The organism is Acidocella sp. MX-AZ03, assembly GCF_027626035.1.
In the GTDB taxonomy this organism is placed as follows: domain Bacteria; phylum Pseudomonadota; class Alphaproteobacteria; order Acetobacterales; family Acetobacteraceae; genus Acidocella; species Acidocella facilis.
On the sequence record NZ_CP110774.1, the window covers coordinates 794,027 to 818,365 of the forward strand.

Below are 24,339 nucleotides of genomic sequence, written 5' to 3' on the forward strand. Positions count from 1 at the left end.
CAACTCAAACGCATATTGCGCTCCGCTGACCTCAAAGCGTTTTTACGAAATATCTGACGGCTTTGCCGTTGGGCAGCTTGGCCTGGCCGGCCAGTGAAAACCCGAAACGGGCGTGGAACGCGTCCGAGGCCGGATTCGGCGGGTCCTCATTCACCTCGCACACCGCGATCGTATGGCCGGCCAGACGCGCCTGCTGGAACAGTGCATCATACAGCGCCACCCATGGCCCCGGCCGCGCGCCGCCTTTGCGGTCACCACCCGGTCGATATAGACGAATTTCAAAAACCGTTGCTTGAACCAGAGGAAATTCGGTGAATCATAATCCGCGTCCTGATCGAAGGCGATCAGCAGGGCCTCGCTGTCATTGATCGAGGCGGCGTAAAAAGCCCGCTCCAGCAGCAAGGCGAAGCGGGCTTCATCCGCCGCCGAAAGCTCCTGCGCGTGTTCGTTATTGAGCGTCAGCAACGCTGAAAAATGCGGCGTATCGGTGGAAAGACGTGTAAGCATGCCTGACAATTGGCCGACACCTCGCCCCTGACAAGAGCCATATTTCAACGAAGCTCTGCGAAATTTGCGTGAAAGGAACGCCATGAACCGGCTTCTTAGTCTGCTCCTGCTCTGCCTGCCGTTGCGCGCGCTGGCGGCGCCCCCTTATCACCCCAGGGCAGCTGCGCCGGCTTTGCGCGCCTTGATCTCGCCAGCCTGCCCGGCACCTGCGTCGGGCTGGTGGCCAAGGGGTTGCACTTTCCGCGCGGCCTCGCCGTGGTTGGGCATGATGTCTATGTCGTGGAGATGGGCGGCTGGGTGAAGGGGCGCGGCGCGCTGCTGCGTTTCGCCGATGACGGCACGGCACCGCCGCAAACCCTGCTCACCGGGCTGGACGAGCCGAACGGCATCGCGGTTGCCCCGGATGGCACGATCTATCTCGGGCTGCTCGGGCGCGTTGCCCGGCTGCGGCTTTCGGGCGGCAAGGCGACGCTGGAGGATGTGATCACCGGCCTGCCCGATACCGGCCGCCATCCGCTGACCGCCCTGGTGGCCGAGCCGGACGGCGCGCTGGACATCAATATAGGCTCGGCCACGAATAATTGCGAAGGGCCGGGCAAAACCCCGCCCAACCCCGCGAAACCCTGCCCGAAAACCGCCGCCACCCCGCCGCGTGCGAGCATCGCGCGCATCATGCCCCAGCCCGGCAAGGTCTTGCGGTTCCAGGACGCGCAGATCCTCGCCAACGGCCTGCGCAATTCCATGGGGCTGGCGATCCTGCCGGACGGCAAGCTGGCGGCGGCGGTCAATGCGCGGGATTTCATCAACCTGGCCGACCCGAATCTCTCCGACGAGACCGAACCGCGCGACACGCTGGATATCATCACGCCCGGCGCGGATTATGGCTGGCCCTATTGCTTCGACGCGAACCGCCCCAGCCCGGAATATCCGCGCTTCGATTGCGCGAAAATGACCGCACCCAGCGTCCTGCTCGCGCCGCACGCCGCCCCTCTGGGGCTGCTGGTCTATCGCGGCGTCGCGATTCCGGCGCTGAAAGATACGCTGCTGATCCCTTATCACGGCTATCGCGCGCAAGGGCACCGGCTGATGGCGATGACGCTGAACGCCCAGGGCCTGCCGGAAGGCCAGCCCTGGCAGGTGATCTGGGGCTGGGCCGGCACGCCCAGCCAGGCGCCGATGGGCAGCCCCGTTTCACTCGCGGAGCTGCCGGATGGCAGCGTGCTGATCACCGAGGACCATAATGGCACGCTGCTGCGGCTTGCCCCGGCGGGTTGATCAGCAATCCAGCGTCGCCTGGCGCTCCCAGTCCGAGAGATGCGCCGCGTAGGCGTTCCACTCGCCATGCTTGAGCTTGGTGTAGGCAGAGACGAAACCCTCGCCCAACGTTGCCTTCAGCGTGTCATTCGCCTCCAGCGCGCGCAGCGCGTCCAGCAGGTTCAGCGGCAGTTTCTTGGCGTCCTTCACCAGATGGCCGTCCGTGTACATGTTGATATCCAGCCGCTTGCCCGGATCGGTCTGTTTGGCGATGCCATCCAGCCCCGCCGCCAGGATCGAAGCCTGCAGCAGATACGGGTTCACCGCCCCATCCGCCAGCCGCATCTCAAAGCGCCCAGGCTCGGGGATGCGGATCATATGGGTGCGGTTATTGCCGGCATAGGTCACGGTGTTCGGCGCCCAGGTGGCCCCGGAAATTGTCCGCGGCGCGTTGATGCGCTTATAGCTGTTCACCGTCGGGTTGGTGATCGCCGCCAGCGCGTCCGCATGCTGGATCACGCCGCCAATGAAATGATAGCCGAGCTGCGAGACACCCAGCTCGCCCGTCTCATCCTCAAACAGATTCTCCTTGCCCTTCCACAGCGAGACATGGCTGTGGCAGCCCGAGCCGGTGAGGCCCAGGAAGGGCTTGGGCATGAAGGTGGCGCGCAACCCATGCTTCTCGGCGATGGATTTGGCCATGAATTTGAAGAACACATGCCGGTCGGCGGTCAGCAGCGCCTCGTCATAATGCCAGTTCATCTCGAACTGGCCGTTCGCGTCCTCATGGTCGTTCTGGTAGGCCTCCCAGCCGAGCTCCTGCATCGCATCGCAGATCTCGGTGATCACGTCATAGCGGCGCAGCAGCGCGCCGGCGTCGTAACAGGGCTTGCTGCCGGTATCGAGCGCGTCCGAAATCGCCTGGCCATCCGGCGTGGTGAGAAAGAACTCGCACTCCACCCCGCTTTTCATCAGGAACCCGGCCTTGTCCGCCTGGGCGATGACGCGCTTGAGCACGTTGCGCGGCCCCTGCTCCACCTTCTGCCCGTCCATATAGATGTCGGAGGCCAGCCAGCCGACTTCCCTCTTCCAGGGCAGCACGGTCAGGGTTTCCGGGTCCGGCAGGGCGAACATGTCGGAATCCGCCGGCGACATATCGAGCCAGGTGGCAAAGCCCGCGAACCCGGCGCCGTTCTTCTGCATGCCCGCGATGGCGGAGGCCGGCACCAGCTTGGCGCGCTGGCTGCCGAACAGATCCGTGTAGGAAATCAGAAAATATTTGAGGCCGAGTTCTTTCGCCTTTTCGGCAAGCTTGATCGCCATCGTCGTCCCTTGCTTGGTGTTGTGTCTGGTGGAGCAAGCTGTGTGACTTTTGTCCCGGTTTTTGTCGGGTATTTTTAGAAATTATCGCAAAAGTTTTTTGGGCCGCTTTTTTTCAAAAAAGCGGCGAAAACGTTCGGGCGGTGGCGATTTCGTCGCCAACACCCCGAACCTTCATCAGAACCCCTTCCCCGGGATCCAGCTCGTCCCCGCCAGCGGCACCTGCGCCATGGCGGCGGCCTCCAGCGTCAGCGCCACCAGATCCTCGGGCTCCAGATTATGCAGATGGCTCTTGCCGCAGGCCCGCGCGATGGTCTGCGCCTCCAGGGTCAGCACCGAGAGGTAATTCGCCAGCCGCCGCCCGGCCTTCACCGGGTCCAGCCGCGCCGCCAGCGCCGGGTCCTGGGTGGTGATGCCGGCCGGGTCGCGCCCTTCATGCCAGTCATCATAGGCCCCGGCGGTGGTGCCGAGCTTGCGATATTCGTCCTCGAATTCCGGCGAATTGTCGCCCAGCGCCACCAAGGCCGCGGTGCCGATCGCCACCGCATCCGCGCCGAGCGCGATCGCCTTGGCCACATCCGCCCCGGTGCGGATGCCGCCGGAGACGATCAGCTGCACCTGGCGGTGCATGCCCAGATCCTGCAGCGCCTGCACCGCCGGGCGAATGGCGGCGAGGATGGGAATGCCGACCTGCTCGATGAACACTTCCTGTGTGGCCGCGGTGCCGCCCTGCATGCCATCCAGCACCACCACATCGGCCCCGGCCTTCACCGCCAGCGCGATGTCGTAATAAGGCCGCGAGGCGCCGACCTTCACATAGATCGGCTTCTCCCAATTGGTCAGCTCGCGCAGCTCCAGGATCTTGATCTCCAGGTCATCCGGCCCGGTCCAGTCCGGATGCCGGCAGGCGGAGCGCTGGTCGATCCCTTCCGGCAGATTGCGCATCTTCGCCACGCGCGGGGAGATCTTCTGTCCCAGCAACATGCCGCCACCGCCCGGCTTCGCGCCCTGGCCCACCACCACCTCGATCGCATCCGCCTTGCGCAGATCAGCGAGATTCATGCCGTAGCGCGAGGGCAGATATTGATAGACCAAGGTCTGCGAATGGCCGCGCTCCTCCGGCGTCATGCCGCCATCGCCGGTGGTGGTGGAGGTGCCCACCGCGGTAGCGCCACGCCCCAGCGCCTCCTTGGCATTGCCCGAGAGCGCGCCGAAGGACATGCCGGCAATCGTCACCGGGGTTTTCAGATGAATCGGCTTTTTGGCAAAGCGCGTGCCGAGCACGACTTCCGTGCCGCATTTCTCGCGATAGCCTTCCAGCGGATAGCGCGACATCGAGGCGCCGAGGAACAGCAGATCATCGAAATGCGGCAGCTTGCGCTTGGTGCCGCCGCCGCGAATATCATAGATGCCGGTGGCGGCGGCGCGCTGGATCTCGGCGATGGTATGCGGATCGAAGGTCGCGGAAAAGCGAGGCTTGGTCTGCGGAATATGAGAGATCGGCGTGTCGTTCATGGTCAGTACGCCCCGGCATTATCGACGTGGAAATGATACAGCGTGCGCGCCGAGCCATAGAGGGTGAATTCCTCCGGCTTCGCCGCCACACCGGCGCGTTGCAGAAGATCGCTGAGAATGGCGGCATCTTCCGCACCCATCTGTTTCTTCTCGCAATCCGCACCCAGGCTCTTCACGCTGCCCTTCACGAACAGCCGCGCCTCATACAGCGAATCCCCCAGCGCATCCCCGGCATCGCCGCAGACCACCAGATTGCCGCTCTGCGCCATGAAGGCGCTCATATGGCCGACATTGCCTTTCACCACGATATCGATGCCCTTCATCGAAATCCCGCAGCGCGCCGAGGCATTGCCGTCGATGATCAGCAAGCCGCCATGCGCGGTGGCGCCGGCCGACTGGCTGGCATCGCCTTTCACATGCACGCGGCCAGACATCATGTTTTCCGCAACCCCGGTGGCGGCATTGCCATTGATGGTGATGGCGGCGCCATCATTCATCCCCGCCGCATAATAGCCGGCATGGCCGTCGATCAGCACCTGTACCGGGGTGGTGATGCCCACCGCCAGCGCATGCGCGCCGCGCGGGTTGACGATCCTCCAGGCGGTCTGGTTGGTGCCGCCGGGCAAGGTTTGCAGCTTCTCATTCAGCTCCCGCAGCGGGGCCGCGGCGAGATCAAACGTAATCGTATCTTCCATGGTTTTTTCCAACGCCGCGCTCATGCCGCGCGCTCCCAGAAATAGACGCGTCCCGGTTCCGGCTCGAACAGATGCGCCGCCTCGATGCCCGGCAGATCCGCCAGCGCGCGATATTCCGAGGCGAAGGCGACATAATCATCCGTCTCCGCCATCACCGCCGGCTTGCAGGAAACCGGATCGCGCAGCACACCAAAGCCGGTCTCGGTGCCGACGACAAAATTATAGAACCCGTCGAGATCTTCCAGCGCCTGCGTCAGCGCTGCATCCAGCTTGGCACCTTCGCGCAATTTGTAGGAGAGATAGCCCGCCGCCACCTCGGTATCATTCTGGGTGGCGAAATTGATGCCTTCGCGCATCAGCCGGCGGCGCACATCATTATGGTTGGAGAGCGAGCCATTATGCACCAGGCATTGATCCGCCCCGGTGGAGAAAGGATGCGCGCCTTCCGTGGTCACCGCCGATTCGGTCGCCATGCGCGTATGGCCGACCGCATGGCTGCCGGCCATGCCGGCCAGCCCGAAGCGCGCGCCGACCTCTTCCGGCAGGCCGATGCCCTTGAACAGCTCGATGCGATTGCCGACGGAGACCACGATAATCTCCGGCATCTTCGCCAAGGCGTTGCGGAGTTCGGCCGCTTTCTCCTGGGCCAGGCTCAGCACCGCATGGTCGTCATGCACCGCCAGGCTGGCGCCGAAGCGAGCCGCGAATCCGGCCATGTCAAACCCGGCCGGCGCGCGCAGGGTGAATTTCACCTGGCCCGGCGCCGCCGCGCCATAAATCGCAAACCCGGCGGAGTCAGGCCCGCGCTCGGTCAGCACATTCAGCATATGGCTCATCAGCGCGCCCAGCTGCGGCTCCAAGGCTGAGTTCTTCAGAAATAATCCGGCAATCCCACACATCTGCGCAACCTGCTCCTTTCCGCTGCGCACAGGTTATCCAAGGGTTTTGGTGCCGTCAACTTATAAGAACAAAGATTTCTTAAAAAGAAACTGAACGCGTCGCCCGGCGCATTGGTTGAATCGGGTTTTCCCGGGCCATATCCTCTCGGATTTTTAACCCCGGGAGATTCATATGCTTATTTGCACCGGTTACGGCGCCGCCAGCCCCACTGAGGCGCTGGCCCCCCTCACCTTCAATCGCCGCGATGTCGGCCAGAATGATATCGAAATCGAAATTGAATATTGCGGTGTCTGCCATTCGGACATCCATTTCGCCCGCGATGAATGGCATTTCACCCAGTACCCCGCCGTGCCGGGCCACGAGATCGTCGGCCGGGTGAAGAGTGTTGGCCCGGGTGTCACCAAATATAAAGTCGGCGAGCGCGTTGGCGTCGGCTGCATGGTCAATAGCTGCCGCACCTGCCCCTCCTGCCAGGAAGGGCTGGAGCAATATTGCGCCGAGGGCCTGACCGGCCAGACCTATGGCGGCACCGACAAGGTGATCAACGAGCCCTCCAAGGGCGGCTATTCGGACAAGATCGTGGTGGATGAGAATTTCGTCCTGCGCATCCCGGAAAATCTCGACCCGGCCGCCGCCGCGCCGCTGCTTTGCGCCGGCATCACCCTCTATTCGCCGCTGCGCCATTGGGGTGCCGGGCCGGGCAAGAAGGTCGGCATCATCGGCCTCGGCGGGCTCGGCCATATGGGTGTGAAGCTGGCCCATGCGATGGGGGCTGAAACCGCGCTGTTCACCACCTCCGCCAGCAAGGTTGCGGATGCCAAGCGCCTGGGGGCGAGCCTGGTCATCCTCTCCAAGGATGAGGCGCAGATGGCCGAACATGCCGAGAGCTTCGATCTGATCATCGACACCGTTTCCGCCAGCCATGATCTCAGCCCCTTCTTCGGGCTGCTGAAGCGTGACGCGACCATGGTGCAGGTGGGCGCGCCCGAGCATCCGCTGCCGATCTCGGTGTTCCCGCTGCTGATGCGCCGGCGCAGCTTCGCCGGCTCGATGATCGGCGGCATCAAGGAAACCCAGGAGATGCTGGATTTCTGCGGCAAGCACAACATCACCGCGGATGTGGAGATGATCAATATCCAGCAGATCAACGAAGCCTATGAGCGGATGCTGAAATCGGACGTGAAATACCGCTTCTGCATCGACATTAAGAGCCTGAAGGCGGCCTGAGCCAACGCGGCGCGCCTTTCATCGAGGCGCGCCGTTTTCGCCCGGCAATGGGTTGACTTCATACGGCGAAAAATGGTTTTTGCGCCTCACCGTGCGGCGCCGCCCCACGGGACCTTGGTAAGAGCCTGTAGCTCAGTGGTAGAGCATCCGACTTTTAATCGGACGGCCGTGGGTTCGACCCCCACCGGGCTCACCAAGCGGATCTCAATGCGGCATATTTCGGAATTCTGAATGGACCGTGCCAAAATCGGCATCGTGACGGGCCTGCAGGCGGAAGCTCAATGGCTCCGCGATGCGGGATTCACGGTGATGATTGGCGGCGGCACGCCGCTTGGCGCGCGCAAGGCCGCTGAGGCGCTGGTGGATGAACAAGGCGTGCTGGGGCTGCTCAGTTTCGGCCTGGCCGGCGGGCTGCAAAAGGGCCTCAAGCCCGGCCGCATCCTGGTGCCCTCCGCGATTCAGGCCGGCCTGCTCACCTTCCCTTGCGATTACCGGCTGCTGGAGTTCCTCGGCGGCCCGCTCGCCGGCCCGATTCTCGGCTGGCACAAAATCGTCACCAGCGCCGAGGAAAAGCAGTTGCTCAGCCAGCGTTATCACGTTGCGGCGGTGGATCTGGAATCCGGCGCGGTGGCGGAGGTGGCCAAGGAGCGGGAACTGCCATTCGCGGTGCTGCGCGCCGTGGCCGATCCGGCGGAGCGCGATCTGCCGCCTGCCGCTTTGGTCGCGCTGAAGGCCGATGGCAAGTTGGACGGCATGGCCCTGGCCCGCTCCATCCTGCGCCAGCCCCGGCAAATTCCAGGCCTGATCAAAGTCGGCCGCGACGCCGCCGCCGCCCGCAAAGCCCTGATAAACTGGGTCAAAACCCTGCCCGAAAAAATCTAGCCCGAAACGCTCACGCGCCCCGGGCCAAAAATCGCAAAAGTTTTTGAGGGGGCTGGGGGATGTTTTTCCAAAAACATCCCCCAGCCTTACCTCACTCCGCCGGCTGCGCCGCCGCCTGGCGCGCCGCCTTGGCGGCATGGATCTCGGCCATCTTGCTGTCCACGTGCCGGGTAAACACGTTGAAATCGGCCTTGCGGGCCTTATCCAGCGGAATATCCTTGGCCATGGCGCCCTCGGTCTTGATGCCCTTCAGCGCGACCTTGGCGATCTGCCAGGGGCGCTTGATGGAATCCATCACCGCCGTGGCCTCAAAACCGGAATGCACCATGCAGTCGGAGCATTTCTCGTAATTGCCCACACCGTATTTATCCCAGTCGGTGCTGTCCATCAGCTCCTGATAGGTCTTGGCGTAGCCTTCGCCGAGCAGGTAGCAGGGGCGCTGCCAGCCGAACACGTTGCGGGTCGGGTTGCCCCAGGGGTGCAGGCGTAGGACTGGTTGCCGGCCAGGAAGTCCAGGAAGAGCGGGACTGGGTGAATTTCCACACCTTGCCGCGCTTCTTGCTCTCCTTGCCACGGCGGAACACCGCGCGGAACAGCTCCTTGGTGCGCTGGCGGTTGAGGAAATGCTCCTGGTCCGGGGCGCGCTCATAGGCGTAGCCCGGCGAGGTCATCACGCCTTCAATGTCCAGATCCGCGACCATGTCGAAGAACGCCGCAACCCGGTCCGGGTCGGCGCCATCGAACAATGTGCAGTTGATGGAGGTGCGGAAGCCCTTGGATTTGCTGAGCTTCAGCGCGTCGATCGCGCGCTCATAGACGCCATCCTGGTCGACGGAGCGGTCATGCATCTCCTTGTCGCCGTCCAGATGGATGTCCCAGCAGAAATTCTTGTGCGGCTTGTACTGGTCGATCTTCTTCTCCAGCAGCAGCGCGTTGGTGCACAGGATCACGAACTTGCCCATCTTCAGATAGGCCTCGACGATCTGCGGCATTTCCTTGTGCAGCAGCGGCTCACCGCCGGCGATGGCGATGATCGGGGCCGGGCATTCCTCGGCCGCCTTGATCGCATCTTCCAGCGAGATGCGCTGGTTGAGGATCTCGTTCGGGTAATCGATCTTGCCGCAGCCCTGGCAGGCCAGATTGCAGCGGAACAGCGGCTCCAGCATCAGCACCAGCGGATAGCGCTTATTGCCCTTGAGATGCTGCTTGAGAATATAGCCGCCAACGCGGACGGCCTGGTTCAACGGTACACCCATATTTGGTTATCCTTAAACTTCAGCCACTTCGGCGGGCAATTTAAACTTCACATCTTCCGGCGTGCCGGCCAGCAGCTCGATTTCGACCTGGCCGAACCGGCGCATCCCGTCGATCACACCTTGCACCAGCACCTCCGGCGCGGAGGCGCCGGCGGTAAGCCCCACCTTGGCCACGCCATGGAACCATTCCGGCTGCAGGGCGGCGGCATCGTCGATGAGATAGGCCGGGCGGCCCAGCTCCGCGCCGATTTCACGCAGGCGGTTGGAGTTGGAAGAATTTTTGCTGCCCACCACCAAAATCAAGTCCACCAGCTCGGCCAGCTGATGCACCGCCTCCTGGCGGTTCTGGGTGGCATAGCAGATATCCTTGACATCCGGGCCGACAATCGCCGGGAAACGCGCGCTGAGCGCGGCGATGATGCCGCGCGTATCGTCGACGGACAGCGTGGTCTGGGTGATGTAGGAGAGCTTTTCCGGATCCTTGACCTCCAGCGTCTCCGCATCCTCGACCGTCTGCACCAGATACACGGTGCCGTCGATCTGGCCGATCGTGCCTTCCACCTCTGCGTGCCCGGCATGGCCGATCAGCACAATTTCACGGCCTTGCGCGGCGTAGCGGCGGCCTTCGGCATGCACCTTGGCCACCAGCGGGCAGGTCGCGTCGATCACCGGCAGCTCGCGGTCGGCGGCGGCCTGCACCACTTTGCGGGCGACGCCATGGGCGGAAAACACGGTCCAGGCGCCTTCCGGCACCTCGTCCAGCTCATCGACGAACACCGCGCCGCGCGAGCGCAGATCCTCGACGACGTGGCGGTTATGCACGATTTCGTGGCGCACATAGATCGGCGGGCCGAATTTGGTCAGCGCCCGTTCGACAATGTCGATCGCCCGCTCCACCCCGGCGCAGAAGCCGCGGGGCTGCGCCAGAATGACCCGCAATGTTTTCGGGGGCTGTGAACCGTCCATGTTTTCTCAATCCTGTCTGCTGGCTGTTGCCCGCGCGTCACGCCGCAACGCATTCTCGCACAGCAATAAGTCATTGCCTCCACAATCCGCAAGCGTGCACATAGTATAAGCTTGCATCTCAGGCGGCGGCTGCGGAATGGCAGCCTCCTGTTTCGGTTGGGGCTTCTGGCTTTTCGGCGCCCGGTCGCCTATGTGTGAGGGATGTATAAATAATAGCCCCGCCGCGAATCGGGTGGAGCGTTTATGAATAGGTTAGAGCGTATGACAGGGACCACCATGGGCAAAGCAGCGCGGACGCAAAACGGAGCTTGTTGCTGATGCCCCCGAAAACCCCCTTGCTCGACCGGGTGAATGTGCCTGCAGACCTGCGCAATTTCTCGATCGAGCAGCTGAAACAGCTGGCGGACGAGCTGCGCGCCGAGACCATCGATACCGTCTCCGTCACCGGTGGCCATCTGGGCTCCTCGCTCGGCGTGGTCGAGCTGACCGTCGCCATCCATGCCGTGTTCGACACCCCGCGCGACCGGCTGATCTGGGATGTCGGGCATCAATGCTACCCGCATAAAATCCTCACCGGCCGGCGCGATCGCATCCGCACGCTGCGCCAGCCGGGCGGGCTGTCCGGCTTCACCCGCCGCTCCGAGAGCGAGTACGACCCGTTCGGCGCCGCCCATTCCTCCACCTCGATCTCCGCCGGGCTCGGCATGGCCGTGGCCCGCGACCTGAAGAAGGAAGCGGACCCGCGCAACGTCATCGCCGTGATCGGCGACGGCTCGATGTCCGCCGGCATGGCCTATGAGGCGATGAATAATGCCGGGGCGATGCGCTCGCGCCTGATCGTGGTGCTGAACGACAATGACATGTCGATCGCCCCGCCGGTCGGCGCGATGAGCGCCTATCTCTCCACCCTGATCTCCTCGCGCAGCTTCATGAGCCTGCGGGATTTCGCCGCCAAGATGGCCAAGCGCTTCCCCCGCCCGATCGAGCGCACCGCCCGCAAGGCCGAGGAATATGCCCGCGGCATCCTCACCGGCGGCACTCTCTTCGAGGAGCTGGGCTTCTATTATGTCGGCCCGATCGATGGGCATAATATGGAGCATCTGATGCCGGTGCTGCGCAATCTGCGCGATTCGGAAGCGAATGAGCCGGTGCTGCTGCATATCGTAACGCAAAAGGGCAAGGGCTACGCCCCGGCCGAGGCCGCCGCCGACAAATATCACGGCGTGCAGAAATTCAACGTGGTCACCGGCGAGCAGAAAAAGGCGCCGCCCGGCCCGCCGACCTATACCTCCGTTTTCGCCAAGGCGCTGATCGCCGAGGCCGAGGCGGATCCCGCCGTGGTTGCGGTCACCGCCGCGATGTCGCCGGGCACCGGGCTGGACAAGTTCGAGGCGAAATTCCCGGACCGCATGTTCGATGTCGGCATCGCCGAGCAGCATGCGGTCACCTTCGCCGCCGGCATGGCGACCGAAGGGCTGAAGCCGTTCTGCGCGATCTATTCCACCTTCCTGCAGCGCGGCTACGACCAGCTGGTGCATGACGTGGTGCTGCAGAGCCTGCCCGTGCGCTTCGCCATGGACCGCGCCGGCCTGGTCGGCGCGGACGGCGCCACCCATGCCGGCGCCTATGACCTCGCCTTCCTCGGCCCGATGCCGCGCATGGTGATCATGGCCCCGTCCGACGAGGCCGAGCTGATGCATGCCGTGGCCACCGCCGCCGCCATCGACGACCGCCCCTCCGCCTTCCGCTATCCGCGCGGCGAGGGTCTGGGCATCGAGCTGCCGGCGCGCGGCACGCCGTGGGAGATCGGCAAGGGCCGCATCCTGCGCGAGGGCGGCAAGGTTGCCATACTCGTGCTCGGCACCCGCCTGCAGGACGCGCTGAACGCCGCTGACCAGCTCGCCGCCAAGGGCTTCCCCGCGACAGTCGCGGATGCGCGCTTCATGAAGCCGCTGGATACCGATCTGATCGACCAACTCGCCCGCCATCATGAGGTGCTGATCACCATCGAGGAAGGGGCCGCCGGCGGCTTCGGCGCGGCGGTGGCGCATCACTTGGCCTGGAGCGGCGCCTTCGATAAAGGGCTTAAATTCCGCCCGATGACGCTGCCGGACCGGTTGATCGACCATAACAGCCCGGCCGCGCAGATGATCGAAGCCGGGCTGACGGCGCAGGATATCGCCACCCACGCGCTGACCGCGCTCGGGTTGCAATCTTTCCATGATTTTGTCGCGATGCCGGCGCAATAGGTCTCCTATATGAAGCGCATGAAACATTCACTCCGCTTCACGGCGCTGGCGCTCAGCGCCAGCCTCGCTTTCCCCCCCTGCGCCTTCGCGGCCGGTTCCGCCGCCAGCGCGCCCGTCTCCACGCTGGACACCGCGCTCATCGCCTCGATGAAGGCGGCAAAGAGCCAGGGCTTCCAGGCCCGCTACCAGGCGCTCGCCCCGGTGGTGGAGAAAGCCTATAACCTGCCGGAAGTGACGAAGAATTCCGTCGGCTTCCTGTGGTCCACCCTGCCGGCGGACCAGCAGAAAGAGCTGATCGAGCTGTTCACCCAGTTCACCATCACCAGCTATGTCGCCGAGTTCAACGGCTATAGCGGCCAGACCATCACCATCCTGCCCGAGGAAAAGAGCCTGGGCGGTAAGAAGATCGTCGAAACCAAGCTGGCCTCGCCCGGCGATACCGGGGTTGAGATCGATTATGTGGTGGCGCAAGGCGCGAATGGCTGGCAGATCGAGGATGTGCTGCTGAATGGCACCATCAGCCAGGTCGCCGTGCACGCCTCGGACTTCGCCTCGCTGGTGAAATCCGGCGACGCCTCGCAGCTGATCGCGGCGCTGAAGACCAAGATCAAAGCCCTGCAAGCGAGCTAATTCCCTTCCCTTCTGTTCGGTAAACGCGCCTCCTTTGCAATTTCTGGCTTTACTCACCGCTCTGTTCGCCCTTGTCGGGGTGGTGCAGCTTTTCCTGGGCGCGCGTCTGACCGAGCGTTTCTGTGCCCCCGGCCCCGCCGCGACTCCGCGGCGCGGCCGGGTGTCACCGTGCTGAAGCCGCTGCATGGCGATGAAATCCTCAGCGAAGTGGCGCTGGAATCCTTCTTTTTGCAGGATTATCCGGACTACCAGCTGGTCTTCGGGGTGCAGAGCCAGGATGATCCGGTGTTGCCGCTGATCGGCCGCTTGCGCAAACGCCATCCCGGGCGCGACGTGGCGCTGATGGTCAACGACACCCCGCATGGCCGCAATCGCAAGATCGCAAACCTCATAAATATGCGCCCGCTCGCCCGGCATGAGCTGCTGGTGATCTCGGATGCGGATGTGCATGTGCCGCCGCATTTCCTTTCGGATGTCGTCGCCACGCTGGAGATGCCCGGTGTGGGGCTGGTGACCAGCCTCTATACCGGCCTGCCCGGCAACCGGGACCTCCCGGCTCTGCTCGGCGCCATGCAGATCAACCAGGGTTTCCTGCCCGGCGTGCTGCTGGCCCGCCAGTTGGGGCGGCAGGATTGCCTGGGCGCGACCATGGCCATCCGCAAGAGCCTGCTGACCCGCATCGGCGGGCTGGAGGCGCTGGCCGACCATCTGGCGGACGATCAGCTGCTCGGCCGCAAGGTGCTGGCGGCGGGCGAGCGCGTGGCGCTGGCGCCGGTCATCCCCGCCACCACCGTGCCGGAAGAGAGCTTCGCCAGCCTGTTCAGCCATGAGCTGCGCTGGGCCCGCACCATCCGGGCGCTGGAGCCGCTGGGCTTTGCCGCCTCGGTGTTGCAGATCCCGCTGCTCTGGGCGGCCCTCACTCTGGTTTTCTCCGGCTTCGGGCTGTGGAGCCTGGCGCTGTTCCTGCTGGTGTGGGCGGCGCGGGTGGTGCTGGGCTGGCGGATCGAGGCGGCGCTGCGCATCGCCCGCACGCGAGAGATCTGGCTTTATCTGTTGCGTGATTTCTTCAGCACGATCATTTATATAGCCGGCTTCATGGGCAACCGCGTCGTCTGGCGCGGCCAGTCCATGGCCGCCGATAAGGGCCATCCAGCCCCTGGTTCGAGAGAGTGAGTGACAAAATGACGATGAAAACCCTGTTTCTGCAGCCACCCTCCTTCGATGGCTTCGATGGCGGCGCGGGCTCTCGCTACCAGGCCAAGCGCGAGATCAAGAGCTTCTGGTTCCCGACCTGGCTGGCCCAGCCCGCGGCCCTGCTGCCGGACTCCACCCTGATCGACGCCCCGCCGGCGAAGCTGACCATGGCGGATGTGCTCCCGCACGCCACCACCCACCAGCTGCTGATCATCCACACCTCTACCCCTTCTTTCGCCAATGACGTGAAGGTGGCGGAAGAGTTCAAGAAGCTGAACCCGGCGATGATGGTCGGCTTCATCGGCGCGAAGGTCGCGGTGCAGCCGATCGAGAGCCTGGAGCGCGCCCCGGTTCTGGATTTCGTCTGCGGCAATGAGTTCGATTTCACCATCAAGGAAATCGCCGAGGGCAAGCCCCTGCCAGAGGTGCTCGGCATCTGGTGGCGCAACGGCAATGGCGAGATCGTGAAGAACGAGGACCGCCCGCTGCTGATGGACATGGACGAGCTGCCCTTCGTCGTCGACGTGTACAAGAAGCATCTGCGGATGGAGGATTACTTCATCGGCTATCTGAAGCACCCCTACATATCGATCTATACCGGCCGCGGCTGCAAATCCCATTGCACCTTCTGCCTGTGGCCGCAGACGGTGGGCGGGCATAAATACCGCACCCGTTCCGTGGGCAACGTGATCGCCGAGGTCAAGCGCGCCATCGAGCTGTTCCCGAACGTGCAGGAAATCATGTTCGATGACGACACCTTCACGGATAACCTGCCGCGCGCCGAGGAGATCGCCCGCGAGCTTGGCAAGCTGAAAATCTCCTGGTCCTGCAACGCCAAGGCCAATGTGCCCTACAGCACGCTGAAAGTGCTGAAGGAGAACGGTCTGCGCCTGCTGCTGGTGGGGTATGAATCCGGCAACCAGCAGATTCTGCACAACATCAAGAAGGGTTTGCGCGTCGATGTCGCCAAGCGCTTCACCGCGGATTGCCACAAGCTCGGCATCAAGATCCACGGCACCTTCATCGCCGGCCTGCCGGGCGAGACGCAGGAGACGCTGAAGGAAACCATTGCATTCGCCAAGGAGATCAACCCGCACACCATCCAGGTGTCGCTGGCCGCCCCTTATCCCGGCACCTTCCTGTATAATCAGGCGGTGCAGGAAGGCTGGCTGGATGTGGCGAATGCCGAGCTGATCGACGAGCATGGCGTGCAGATCGCGCCGCTGCATTATCCGCATCTCTCCCACAAGGAGATTTTCGATTCGGTGGAGACGCTGTATCGCGAATTCTATTTCCGCCCGTCCAAGATCCTGTCGATCCTGAAGGAAATGGCGCTCTCGCCGCAGATGTTGGTGCGCCGCCTGCGCGAGGGGCTGGAGTTCAAGGCGTTCCTGAAAGAGCGTCAGGAAACCAAACTGGCGTAAAAAAGTTTTTGGTGCCGCTTTTTTCAAAAAGCGGCGTCCCCAAAACCCCAAGGCGCTCAACGCGCCTTGGGTTTTTCATGCCCGGCCGCCGGAGAAGGTCAATGCCTTCGCCGCGCACTCCATCAATCCCCAAGGCACGGGCATTAAAAAACCCGGAGGGCATCGAGCCCTCCGGGTTTTTGGTTTGCACCCTTTTTGAAAAAAGGGCGCCCCCAAAAACGTTTACGCTACGACCATCTTAATGATCGCATCCGGATCCTGCACCGAGCCCGAAGAGCCCGAGCCCTTCTTGATCTGCTGCACGGCATCCATGCCCGCCGTCACCTGGCCGACGATGGTGTACTGCCCATCCAGCCAGCTGCACGGATCGAAGCAGATGAAGAACTGGCTGTTCGCCGAATTCGGATCCTGGGTGCGCGCCATGCCCACCGTGCCGGTGAGGAAGCTCGCATCCTGGGTGAATTCCGCCGGCAGGTTCGGCAACTGGCTGCCGCCGGTGCCGGTGTTGGTCGGATCGCCGGTCTGCGCCATGAAGCCGGCGATGACGCGGAAGAATTTGCAGCCATCATAAAAACCCTGCGCGGTCAGCGTGCGCAGCCGCTCAGCCGCAAGCGGCGCCAGGTCCGGGCGCAGCGTGATGGTGACGTCGCCATATTTCAGCGTCATCTTCAGGTTGTTAGAGGCCGTGGTCTCGGCCATCGCGTCGCTCATGGTAGCTCCCGTCAGCAATGTAGCGGTTGTGGCAGTGATAAAGGTGCGGCGGGTGGTCATGCTTTCCCCTTCAGTTTTGCCTGGGTGGCCTCGCAGGTCTGCTTCGGCACGAAGCTGGAAATATCGCCGCCGAACGCGGCGATATCCTTCACGAACCGCGAGGAAATGAACTGATGCGTCTCGCTCGCCATCAGAAACACCGTCTCGATCTTGGAATCCAGCCGGTAATTCATCCCGGCCATCTGAAACTCATAATCGAAATCGGACACCGCGCGCAGGCCCCGGACAATCATGCCGGCTCCCACCTCACGGGCGAAATCGATCAGCAGGGAGGAAAACGGATATACCTCAACCGTAATCCCCACCTTCTCCGCAATCCCCGCCACCTCGGCGCGGACCAGTTCGACGCGCTCCTCCAGGCTGAAAATCGGCCCCTTGCCGATATTCACCGCCACCCCGATCACCAGCCTGTCCACCAGCCGCGCCGCGCGGGTGATGATGTCCAGATGCCCGTTGGTGATCGGATCGAAGGTGCCCGGATAGAGGGCGACGCGTTCAGGCATCGGCGGTTTCCCCAGGCTCCGCCTGCTCATCGTCCAACACCGGGAAGACGGAGGTGACGCGCTCATCATCATCGAGCCGGAACAAGGTCACACCCATCGCGGTGCGGCCGGTGAGGCGCACCTGGTCCGCCGGCACGCGGATCAGCCGCCCGCCATTGGTCACCAGCATCACATCATCGCCCGGGCGCACCGCGAAGCTCGCCGCCACGGCGGTGCCGTTGCGCTTGGCATTCAGCGTGATGTTGGCCACACCCTGGCCGCCACGGCCGGTGACGCGATATTCGTAGGCCGAAGAGCGCTTGCCAAAGCCGGAATCGGTGACGGTGAGCAGAATTTCTTCCGCCTCGCCAAGCTCCTTGATCTTCTCTTCAGAAATCGCGATCTCAGCCACCGCCTCGTCGCTCTCTTCCGGCGCCGCGCCCTCTTCATCCGCCGCCGCATTGCGCTGCTTCAGATAGGCCGCGCGCTCTTCCACGCTGGCCTCGACATGGCGCAGCACGCACAGGCTCATCACCTCGTCATCCTTGCCCAGCCTGATGCCGCGCACACCGGTGGAATCCCGCCCGGAGAACACACGCAGCGTCTCATCGCTGATCTGGAAGCGGATGCAGCGCCCCAGCTTGGTGGCGAGGAACACGTCATCCCCATCCCGGCAGGTGGCGACACCGATCAAGTGATCGCCCTCATCCAGCTTCATCGCAATCAGCCCGGAAGCGCGGACATTGCGGAAATCCGAAAGCTTGTTCCGGCGCACATTGCCCGAGGAGGTGGCGAAGACCAGATGCAGATTTTCCCACAGGCTCTCATCCTGCGGCAGCGGCAGCACAGTGGTGATCTGATCAGCCCCCAGCTCCGGCAGCAGATTGACCAAGGCCCGGCCTTTGGTATTCGCGGCGGCCTCCGGCAGACGCCAGATTTTCTCGCGATAGACCTTGCCGCCGGAGGAGAAGAACAGCACGAATTGATGCGTATGGGCGTTGAAGCTGCGGGTGACGATGTCATCCCCGCGCGTCGCTGCCGCCGAACGCCCGCGCCCGCCGCGATTCTGCTGGCGGAACACCTCCAGCGGGGTGCGCTTGATGAAGCCGTCGCGGGTGAGCGTAATCACCATCTGCCCCGGCTCGATCAGGCTTTCATCATCCAGATCCGCATCCAGATCCTCGATCGAGGATTTGCGCGCGCTGCCGATCTTGTCCTTCGCCGCGACGATCTCCTGCTGCATCACCTCCAGCCGACGGATGCGGCTGCCGATGATGTCCAGGAACTCCTTGATCTTCTCGGAGACTTCCGCAAGCTCGGCCTGGATTTTCTCACGCTCCAGCCCGGTGAGGCGGGCGAGACGCAGCTCCAGAATGCCACGCGCCTGCGCCTCGGTCAGCTTGATGGTGTTGTTGTCCGCCACCGCATTGCCGGAATCATCCACCAGGGCGAGCAGCGGCAGCACATCGTCCGCCGGCCAGTCCCGCGCCATCAAGGCCGCGCGCGCCGCGTTGGAATCAGGCGCGGCGCGAATGAGGCGGATCACCTCATCGATATTCGCCACGGCGATGCCAAGCCCGATCAACAGATGCGCGCGGTCACGCGCCTTGTTGAGGTCGAAGCGCGCCCGGCGCAGGATCACCTCCTCGCGGAATTCGATGAACAGGCGAAGCAACTCGCGCAACCCCATCTGCCGCGGCTTGCCGCGGTCCAGGGCCAGCATATTGATGCCGAAGCTCTGCTGCAGCGAGGTCAGGCGGTAGAGCTGGTTGAGCACCACCTCGCCGGTGGCATCGCGCTTCAGCTCGATGACGATGCGCATGCCTTCGCGATCCGACTCATCGCGTAGATCCGCGATGCCTTCGATCTCCTTGGCCCGCACCAGCTCGGCGATGCGCTCCAGCAGCGTCGATTTATTCACCTGATACGGAATCTCGGTGACGATGATTGCGTCACGATCCTTGCGGATCTGCTCGATCGTCGCGCGCGAGCGCATGATGATGGAGCCGCGCCCGGTCTCGTAGGCATTGCGAATGCCGGAGCGGCCGAGAATGATGCCGGCAGTCGGGAAATCCGGGCCCGGCACGATTTTCATTAGCTCTTCCAGCGTGATTTCCGGATTGGAAATCATCGCCAGCACCGCATCCATGATCTCGGTGGGGTTGTGCGGCGGGATATTGGTCGCCATGCCCACCGCGATGCCGCCGGCGCCATTGATCAGCAGATTCGGGAAAGCGGCGGGCAGAACCTTCGGCTCCTGCTCGCTTTCATCGTAGTTGGCCTGGAAATCGACAGTGTCCTTGTCAATATCGGCCAGCAGCAGCATCGCCGGCGGGGCCAGACGCATTTCGGTATAACGCGAGGCGGCGGGTTATCGCCGTCGATGGAGCCGAAATTGCCCTGGCCGTCGATCAGCGGCAGGCGCATGGAGAAATCCTGCGCCAGACGCACGCCGGCCAGATACACCGCCTGGTCGCCATGCGGATGGTATTTACCGAGCACGTCGCCGGTCATACGGGCGGATTTGCGGTAGGGCTTGTCGGGCGTGTTGTTCGCCTCGTTCATCGCGTACAGAATACGGCGATGAACCGGCTTCAGCCCGTCCCGCGCATCGGGGAGCGCGCGCGAGACGATGACGGACATGGCGTAATCCAGATAGGATTTACGCATCTCCTGCTCGATGGAAACCGGCTCCTGCCCGCGCGGCGTCAGCGGCCCCGCGCCCGGCTCGTCGGTGATCTCGCTCATGTCAGCGCAGAGTCGCGGTGGGGCCCGTTTGCCGTGCCGGCAGACAGGACGAAGATATTGATTTTACAGGCAAAAATTTTCCGCATTCTGCCTGTTTTATAGCATGCGCGCAGGGGCTTTACAAATCCGTGACCCCTGGCATCAGCCAGGGGTCTGGCGCTTCGTCTGCAACCGGCTGGCGCGCAGAATCGCGCGGATATCAGCCAGCGCCACATCCAGATCGTGATTTTCGACGATATAGTCGAACTCCCCGGCATGGCTGATCTCGGCCTCGGCATGCTGCATGCGGTGCGCCACCTGCTCGGGCGTGTCGCCGCGCTTGACCAGCCGGTTATGCAAAACCTCCAGCGAGGGCGGCTTGATGAAGACGCCGACCACATCCTCCCCCAGCGAGGCGCGCAATTGGCGGAAGCCTTGCCAATCGATGTCGAACATCACATCCCGGCCTTCTTGCAACGCCGCTTCCACCGGCTGGCGCGGCGTGCCGTAGGAGCGGCCGAACACCCGGGCATATTCCAGAAGCTCGCTCTGCTCCACCATTTCGTCAAAACGGTCCTGGGTGATGAAGAAATAATGCTTGCCTTCCTTCTCGCCGGGGCGGCGTTCGCGCGTCGTCACACTCACCGAGAGCGAGAGCTGGTCGTCAATCTCCAGCAACGCGCGCGAGAGCGTGGTCTTGCCGGCGCCGGACGGGGCGGCCAGCACCAGACAAAGCCCGCGCCTACTCAACGTTCTGCACCTGCTCGCGCAGCTGCTCGATGGCAGCCTTCAGCGCGAGGCCAAGATTGGTAAGCTCGGTGGACGCCGATTTGCTGCATAGCGTGTTCGCCTCGCGGTTGAATTCCTGCATCAGGAAATCGAGCTTGCGCCCCACCGCGCCGCCTTCGGCCAGCAGCGCGCGGGCGGAGGCGATATGCGCGGTCAGCCGGTCCAGCTCCTCGCGCACATCGGATTTGGTGGCCAGCAGAGCGATCTCCTGGGCCAGCCGCTCTTCCGGAAAACCAGTGGCATTGCCGAGCAGCTCCGCCAGCTGCGCGCTCAGCCGGGCGCGGTGCAGCGCCGGCTGCTGGGCGGCCAGGCTCAAAGCCTGAGCATGCAGCGTCTCGATCTCGGCCAGATTGGCACGCAAAATCTCGTCCAGCTTCTCGCCTTCATCGGCGCGGGCCCGCGCCAGCCCGGCCAGCGCATCGGCAAAGGCTGTCTGCACGGCGGCAACCAAGGAAGCCCGCTGCGCCTCGCTCTCCTCCGGCGCGGTGGAGCGCATCACGCCCGGCAGGCCCAGCAGCAGCTCGGCGCGGGGCGGCAGGGCGCCGGGGATCGAATCCGCCAGCTCGATCGCCAGCGCCTTGATCCGCGCCAGCGCCGCCATATCCGGCTGCACCTCATTCGCGCTGTCGCGCTTCAGGCTCAGCGTGCCCGAGACATTGCCGCGCTTCAGCGCCTTGCCCACCGCCTCGCGCAGCGGAAACTCCAACGCCTCCAGCCCCGGCGGCAGACGCAATTTCACGTCCAGCCCGCGCCCGTTCACGCTGCGCAGCTCCCAGGCGAAGCTCGCCGCCCCCTGCTCGCCCTGGGCGCGGGAAAAACCCGTCATCGAAACGATTTGCACTTGCTCTGTCATGGGCCCGGCTCTTAGCATTTGCGCGACCGACCCGCTACATGGAGCCCGCCTTGCCGGAATGGATGCGCGCAGCGCGCCGACTGGCCCCGGAGACGCTGGCGGCTTTGTTCGCCGCCTCCCGCCGGGAGGTCATCGAAACCCACATCGCCGCGCTGCCAGCCCTGGCCACAAGCTGGCAACCCGGCAAATGGCGACCTTGTCGATACGGATACGCAATGGCATACTCACCATGCTGGCCGCAGCGGCGTGGTGGGGCGCTGGAGCCAGCAGCTCGACCCGCCGCAGGCGGCCCACATCGCCGCACGGCTGCCGGGCTATATGGAGCGGTTCGGCTATCGCGCCTGAGGCGGCCGTGAACATTCAAAGATGTTTACGCAGTTCTCTGAATCTTAACCTTTTCCACCATATTCAGATGCTAAATTTTCCCATATCGGGCACGTCCAGCAGCGCCGAATGAGCGGCGCCGAAAAGGTAGACCAACATGAGCAGCCAGGCTCCTCAGACTGTTATATTGTGGGCGGTGCCGCGCTTTCGCCGGCCCGAGCCGGCCCATCCCCGCGCGCCCCTCGCCCCGCAAGGCTTCGCCGCCCCCGCCCGCGCGAGGCCGCCCCGGCGATGGCGCCGCACCCCGAGCAGGATTTCGATAAAGCGTCCTGAGGCACCATGCCGCGTCCATGCCGCTTTTTTGCGACAAGCGACATTTGGGCAGCGGAACCGAAGCCGCCCAAAACCGTTTATAACCTCAGACCACGCCGGCGCGCAGCAGATCGTGAATATGCAGCAGCCCGACGGGCTTGGTCTCTTCCACCACGAACATGCAGGTAATCTGCGTATCGCTCATCCGGGCCAAAGCCTGCGCGGCCATCGCGTCCGGGGTGATGGTTTGCGGCGGATGCCGGCGCCCCATCGCCTCACGCGCTGGCATATCCTTGAACCCGCCCTGAAAGGCCCGGCGCAGATCGCCATCCGTCAGCACGCCGATCAGCGCGCCGGCCTCATCCACCACCCCGGCAATGCCGAAGCGCTTCGAGGTCATCTCCACAATCCCGGCCGAGAGCATGGTATCCTGCCCGATGATCGGCATTTCCGCGCCTTTATGCATGAGCTGGCTCACGCTGATCAGCTGGGCGCCAAGCTTGCCGCCAGGATGGAAACGGCGGAAATCCGTCGCGGTGAAGCCACGCCGCTCCAGCAGCAGTACCGCCAGCACGTCGCCGGCCACCAGGGTCATGGTGGTGGAGGTGGTCGGTGCCACGCCGTTCGGGCAGGCTTCCTCGGCGGCGGGCAGAAACAGCCCGATATCGGCCGCCCGCCCCAAGGCGCTCTCCGGCCGGGCGGTGATGGCGATCAATTTATGGCCGAAGCGCTTGGCGTAATTGATGATATTCGCCAACTCCGGCGCCTCGCCGGACCAGGACAGCGCCAGCACCACATCATTGGGCGCGACCATGCCGAGATCGCCATGGCTGGCCTCGGCCGGATGCACGAAATGGCTATGGGTGCCGGTGCTGGCCAATGTGGCCGCGATCTTCTTGCCGATATGGCCGGATTTGCCCATGCCGGTGACGATGACGGAGCCGCCGCTCTGCTCGATGGCTTCCACCGCCGCCAGAAACGCATCGCCCAGCGCGCCCTCCAGAGCCGCGCGCAGCGCCGCCAGCCCCTCCATCTCGGTATCGAGCGTGCGCAGCATCCGCGCCCGCGCGGAGATCTCGCTCACGCCTTGGCCACCGCGTCGAACGCCATCAGCCGCGCCACCAGCGCCTCGAAATCCTTCAGCGCGATCATGTTCGGCCCGTCGGAGGGGCGTTATCCGGGTCCGGATGGGTCTCGATGAACAAACCGGCCACCCCCACCGCCACGGCGGCGCGGGCCAGCACCGGCACGAATTCGCGCTGCCCGCCGGAGGAGCCGCCCTGCCCGCCCGGCTGCTGCACGGAATGGGTGGCATCGAAAATCACCGGCGCGCCGTAGCCGGCCATCACCGGCAGGCCGCGGAAATCCGAGACCAGGGTGTTATAGCCGAAGCTGGTGCCGCGCTCGGTCAGCATCACCTTGGGGTTGCCGGATTCGGTGAGCTTTTCCACGACATTCTTCATGTCCCAGGGGGCGAGGAACTGGCCCTTCTTCACATTCACCACCGCGCCGGTTTCGGCGGCGGCGATCAGCAGATCGGTCTGGCGGCAGAGGAAGGCGGGGATCTGCAGAATATCGACGATTTGCGCCACCGGGGCGCATTGCTCGCGCTCATGCACATCGGTGAGCAGCGGCAAGCCGAGCTTGGCCTTGATGTCGGCGAAAATCTGCAAGGCCGCATCCAGCCCGACACCGCGCTTGCCCTTCAGCGAGGTACGGTTGGCTTTGTCGAAGGAGGATTTGAAGACGAGGCCGATGCCAAGGCGTGCAGCGATCTCTTTGAGGGCGCTGGCGCATTCGAAGGCATGGGCGGCGCTTTCGATCTGGCAAGGCCCGGCGATCAGCGCCATCGGCAGGTTATTGCCAAAGCGGACCCCGCCAATATTGAGGATAGGCTCCGGCAGATTGGCCATGTCGTTCATGAATCCTGAATAAAGTGATAAAAGTTTTTTGGTGCCGCTTTATTACAAAAAAGCGGCAAAACCGCCCGGGCGTATACTACGCCGCCGTCACTACCCCAAACGTTCGTGGGACTTTTTGAAAAAAGTCCCCACCCCTCCGG

The 24,339-nt window shown here is 63.7% G+C and carries 18 protein-coding genes, 1 tRNA gene and 3 pseudogenes; 8 read left to right on the forward strand and 14 right to left on the reverse strand.

Translation table 11 applies throughout. The features are described from left to right. Positions 1-150 precede the first annotated feature (150 nt). Positions 151-507: a hypothetical protein gene (locus GT370_RS04425; protein WP_270183947.1), complete on the reverse strand. Its 357-nt coding sequence runs from the start codon at positions 505-507 to the stop codon at positions 151-153. Between the two features lie 219 nt (positions 508-726). On the opposite strand from GT370_RS04425, the gene GT370_RS04430 reads away from it, so the two are divergent. After that, positions 727-1,782 (forward strand): PQQ-dependent sugar dehydrogenase, encoded by a 1,056-nt coding sequence (locus tag GT370_RS04430; protein WP_270183948.1) that lies wholly within the window; start codon positions 727-729, stop codon positions 1,780-1,782. On the opposite strand, the gene glnT is transcribed toward GT370_RS04430, so the two are convergent. The 4 genes from glnT to GT370_RS04450 form a co-directional block, all read right to left on the reverse strand. Continuing rightward, positions 1,783-3,084, reverse strand: coding sequence for a type III glutamate--ammonia ligase (gene glnT, locus GT370_RS04435; protein ID WP_008492991.1), 1,302 nt, complete (start codon positions 3,082-3,084; stop codon positions 1,783-1,785). It lies immediately after the preceding gene. A 174-nt stretch (positions 3,085-3,258) separates the two neighbouring features. Continuing rightward, complete coding sequence (locus GT370_RS04440) at positions 3,259-4,596, reverse strand: FMN-binding glutamate synthase family protein (protein ID WP_008492990.1); 1,338 nt, start codon at positions 4,594-4,596, stop codon at positions 3,259-3,261. 2 nt (positions 4,597-4,598) lie between these two features. Continuing rightward, positions 4,599-5,315, reverse strand: coding sequence for a protein glxC (locus GT370_RS04445; protein WP_008492989.1), 717 nt, complete (start codon positions 5,313-5,315; stop codon positions 4,599-4,601). Continuing rightward, entirely contained in the window at positions 5,312-6,190 is an 879-nt protein-coding gene (locus GT370_RS04450) for a class II glutamine amidotransferase (RefSeq protein ID WP_008492987.1), read from the reverse strand. Before GT370_RS04450 ends, GT370_RS04445 begins: the two co-directional genes overlap by 4 nt. A gap of 172 nt (positions 6,191-6,362) precedes the next feature. Between GT370_RS04450 and GT370_RS04455 the strand changes: the two genes are divergently transcribed. The 3 genes from GT370_RS04455 to GT370_RS04465 all read left to right on the forward strand — a co-directional run bounded on the left by GT370_RS04455 (position 6,363) and on the right by GT370_RS04465 (position 8,300). Next, a complete protein-coding gene (locus tag GT370_RS04455; RefSeq protein ID WP_008492986.1) occupies positions 6,363-7,418 on the forward strand; it encodes an NAD(P)-dependent alcohol dehydrogenase in 1,056 nt (351 codons plus the stop codon). Positions 7,419-7,539: 121 nt separating this feature from the next. After that, positions 7,540-7,614, forward strand: a tRNA-Lys gene (locus GT370_RS04460). 35 nt (positions 7,615-7,649) lie between these two features. After that, entirely contained in the window at positions 7,650-8,300 is a 651-nt protein-coding gene (locus GT370_RS04465) for a phosphorylase family protein (RefSeq protein ID WP_008492984.1), read from the forward strand. A gap of 91 nt (positions 8,301-8,391) precedes the next feature. Here the strand turns inward: GT370_RS04465 and hpnH are convergent. Then, positions 8,392-9,556 (reverse strand): annotated as a pseudogene (gene hpnH / locus GT370_RS04470) (adenosyl-hopene transferase HpnH). A 12-nt stretch (positions 9,557-9,568) separates the two neighbouring features. Further along, positions 9,569-10,522, reverse strand: a complete 954-nt coding sequence (ispH, locus tag GT370_RS04475) for a 4-hydroxy-3-methylbut-2-enyl diphosphate reductase (protein WP_008492982.1) — start codon at positions 10,520-10,522, stop codon at positions 9,569-9,571. 317 nt (positions 10,523-10,839) lie between these two features. On the opposite strand from ispH, the gene dxs reads away from it, so the two are divergent. From dxs to hpnJ, 4 genes are all read left to right on the forward strand, one after another. Next, positions 10,840-12,771 carry a 1-deoxy-D-xylulose-5-phosphate synthase gene (gene dxs, locus GT370_RS04480; RefSeq protein ID WP_039884997.1) on the forward strand — a complete coding sequence of 644 codons (1,932 nt, stop codon included), beginning with the start codon at positions 10,840-10,842 and terminating at the stop codon, positions 12,769-12,771. A gap of 18 nt (positions 12,772-12,789) precedes the next feature. After that, positions 12,790-13,401, forward strand: coding sequence for an ABC transporter substrate-binding protein (locus tag GT370_RS04485; RefSeq protein WP_039884996.1), 612 nt, complete (start codon positions 12,790-12,792; stop codon positions 13,399-13,401). A gap of 168 nt (positions 13,402-13,569) precedes the next feature. Next, positions 13,570-14,574 carry a bacteriohopanetetrol glucosamine biosynthesis glycosyltransferase HpnI gene (hpnI, locus tag GT370_RS04490; RefSeq protein ID WP_270183949.1) on the forward strand — a complete coding sequence of 335 codons (1,005 nt, stop codon included), beginning with the start codon at positions 13,570-13,572 and terminating at the stop codon, positions 14,572-14,574. Between the two features lie 8 nt (positions 14,575-14,582). Next, positions 14,583-16,019, forward strand: coding sequence for a hopanoid biosynthesis associated radical SAM protein HpnJ (gene hpnJ / locus GT370_RS04495; protein ID WP_008492977.1), 1,437 nt, complete (start codon positions 14,583-14,585; stop codon positions 16,017-16,019). A 222-nt stretch (positions 16,020-16,241) separates the two neighbouring features. Here the strand turns inward: hpnJ and GT370_RS04500 are convergent, their stop codons facing one another. From GT370_RS04500 to kdsA, 7 genes and pseudogenes are all read right to left on the reverse strand, one after another. Next, positions 16,242-16,730, reverse strand: coding sequence for a peptidylprolyl isomerase (locus GT370_RS04500; protein WP_008492976.1), 489 nt, complete (start codon positions 16,728-16,730; stop codon positions 16,242-16,244). Between the two features lie 56 nt (positions 16,731-16,786). Continuing rightward, on the reverse strand, positions 16,787-17,293 hold the full coding sequence (gene coaD, locus GT370_RS04505) for a pantetheine-phosphate adenylyltransferase (protein ID WP_008492975.1): 507 nt from the start codon (positions 17,291-17,293) through the stop codon (positions 16,787-16,789). After that, positions 17,286-20,020, reverse strand: a pseudogene (gene gyrA, locus GT370_RS04510) (DNA gyrase subunit A). The gene coaD and the pseudogene gyrA overlap by 8 nt, the downstream one beginning before the upstream one ends. 141 nt (positions 20,021-20,161) lie before the next feature. Then, entirely contained in the window at positions 20,162-20,749 is a 588-nt protein-coding gene (gene gmk, locus GT370_RS04515) for a guanylate kinase (RefSeq protein WP_083878472.1), read from the reverse strand. Then, the gene (locus GT370_RS04520) at positions 20,742-21,641 is read right to left on the reverse strand and encodes a YicC/YloC family endoribonuclease (protein ID WP_008492971.1); all 900 of its coding nucleotides are present in this window, start codon (positions 21,639-21,641) and stop codon (positions 20,742-20,744) included. Before GT370_RS04520 ends, gmk begins: the two co-directional genes overlap by 8 nt. A gap of 742 nt (positions 21,642-22,383) precedes the next feature. Further along, complete coding sequence (locus GT370_RS04525) at positions 22,384-23,361, reverse strand: KpsF/GutQ family sugar-phosphate isomerase (protein ID WP_008492969.1); 978 nt, start codon at positions 23,359-23,361, stop codon at positions 22,384-22,386. Then, a pseudogene (gene kdsA / locus GT370_RS04530) lies at positions 23,358-24,190 on the reverse strand (3-deoxy-8-phosphooctulonate synthase). The gene GT370_RS04525 and the pseudogene kdsA overlap by 4 nt, the downstream one beginning before the upstream one ends. Between the last annotated feature and the right edge of the window lie 149 nt (positions 24,191-24,339).

Coding starts and splice junctions, on each gene's coding strand:
- GT370_RS04500 (WP_008492976.1), bottom strand. CDS start 16,730: ATGAGCGACGCGATGGCCGAGACCACGGCCTCTAACAACCTGAAGATG.
- glnT (WP_008492991.1), bottom strand. CDS start 3,084: ATGGCGATCAAGCTTGCCGAAAAGGCGAAAGAACTCGGCCTCAAATAT.
- coaD (WP_008492975.1), bottom strand. CDS start 17,293: ATGCCTGAACGCGTCGCCCTCTATCCGGGCACCTTCGATCCGATCACC.
- GT370_RS04520 (WP_008492971.1), bottom strand. CDS start 21,641: ATGACAGAGCAAGTGCAAATCGTTTCGATGACGGGTTTTTCCCGCGCC.
- dxs (WP_039884997.1), top strand. CDS start 10,840: ATGCCCCCGAAAACCCCCTTGCTCGACCGGGTGAATGTGCCTGCAGAC.
- GT370_RS04440 (WP_008492990.1), bottom strand. CDS start 4,596: ATGAACGACACGCCGATCTCTCATATTCCGCAGACCAAGCCTCGCTTT.
- GT370_RS04455 (WP_008492986.1), top strand. CDS start 6,363: ATGCTTATTTGCACCGGTTACGGCGCCGCCAGCCCCACTGAGGCGCTG.
- hpnJ (WP_008492977.1), top strand. CDS start 14,583: ATGACGATGAAAACCCTGTTTCTGCAGCCACCCTCCTTCGATGGCTTC.
- ispH (WP_008492982.1), bottom strand. CDS start 10,522: ATGGACGGTTCACAGCCCCCGAAAACATTGCGGGTCATTCTGGCGCAG.
- GT370_RS04450 (WP_008492987.1), bottom strand. CDS start 6,190: ATGTGTGGGATTGCCGGATTATTTCTGAAGAACTCAGCCTTGGAGCCG.
- GT370_RS04445 (WP_008492989.1), bottom strand. CDS start 5,315: ATGAGCGCGGCGTTGGAAAAAACCATGGAAGATACGATTACGTTTGAT.
- GT370_RS04425 (WP_270183947.1), bottom strand. CDS start 507: ATGCTTACACGTCTTTCCACCGATACGCCGCATTTTTCAGCGTTGCTG.
- GT370_RS04465 (WP_008492984.1), top strand. CDS start 7,650: ATGGACCGTGCCAAAATCGGCATCGTGACGGGCCTGCAGGCGGAAGCT.
- GT370_RS04485 (WP_039884996.1), top strand. CDS start 12,790: ATGAAACATTCACTCCGCTTCACGGCGCTGGCGCTCAGCGCCAGCCTC.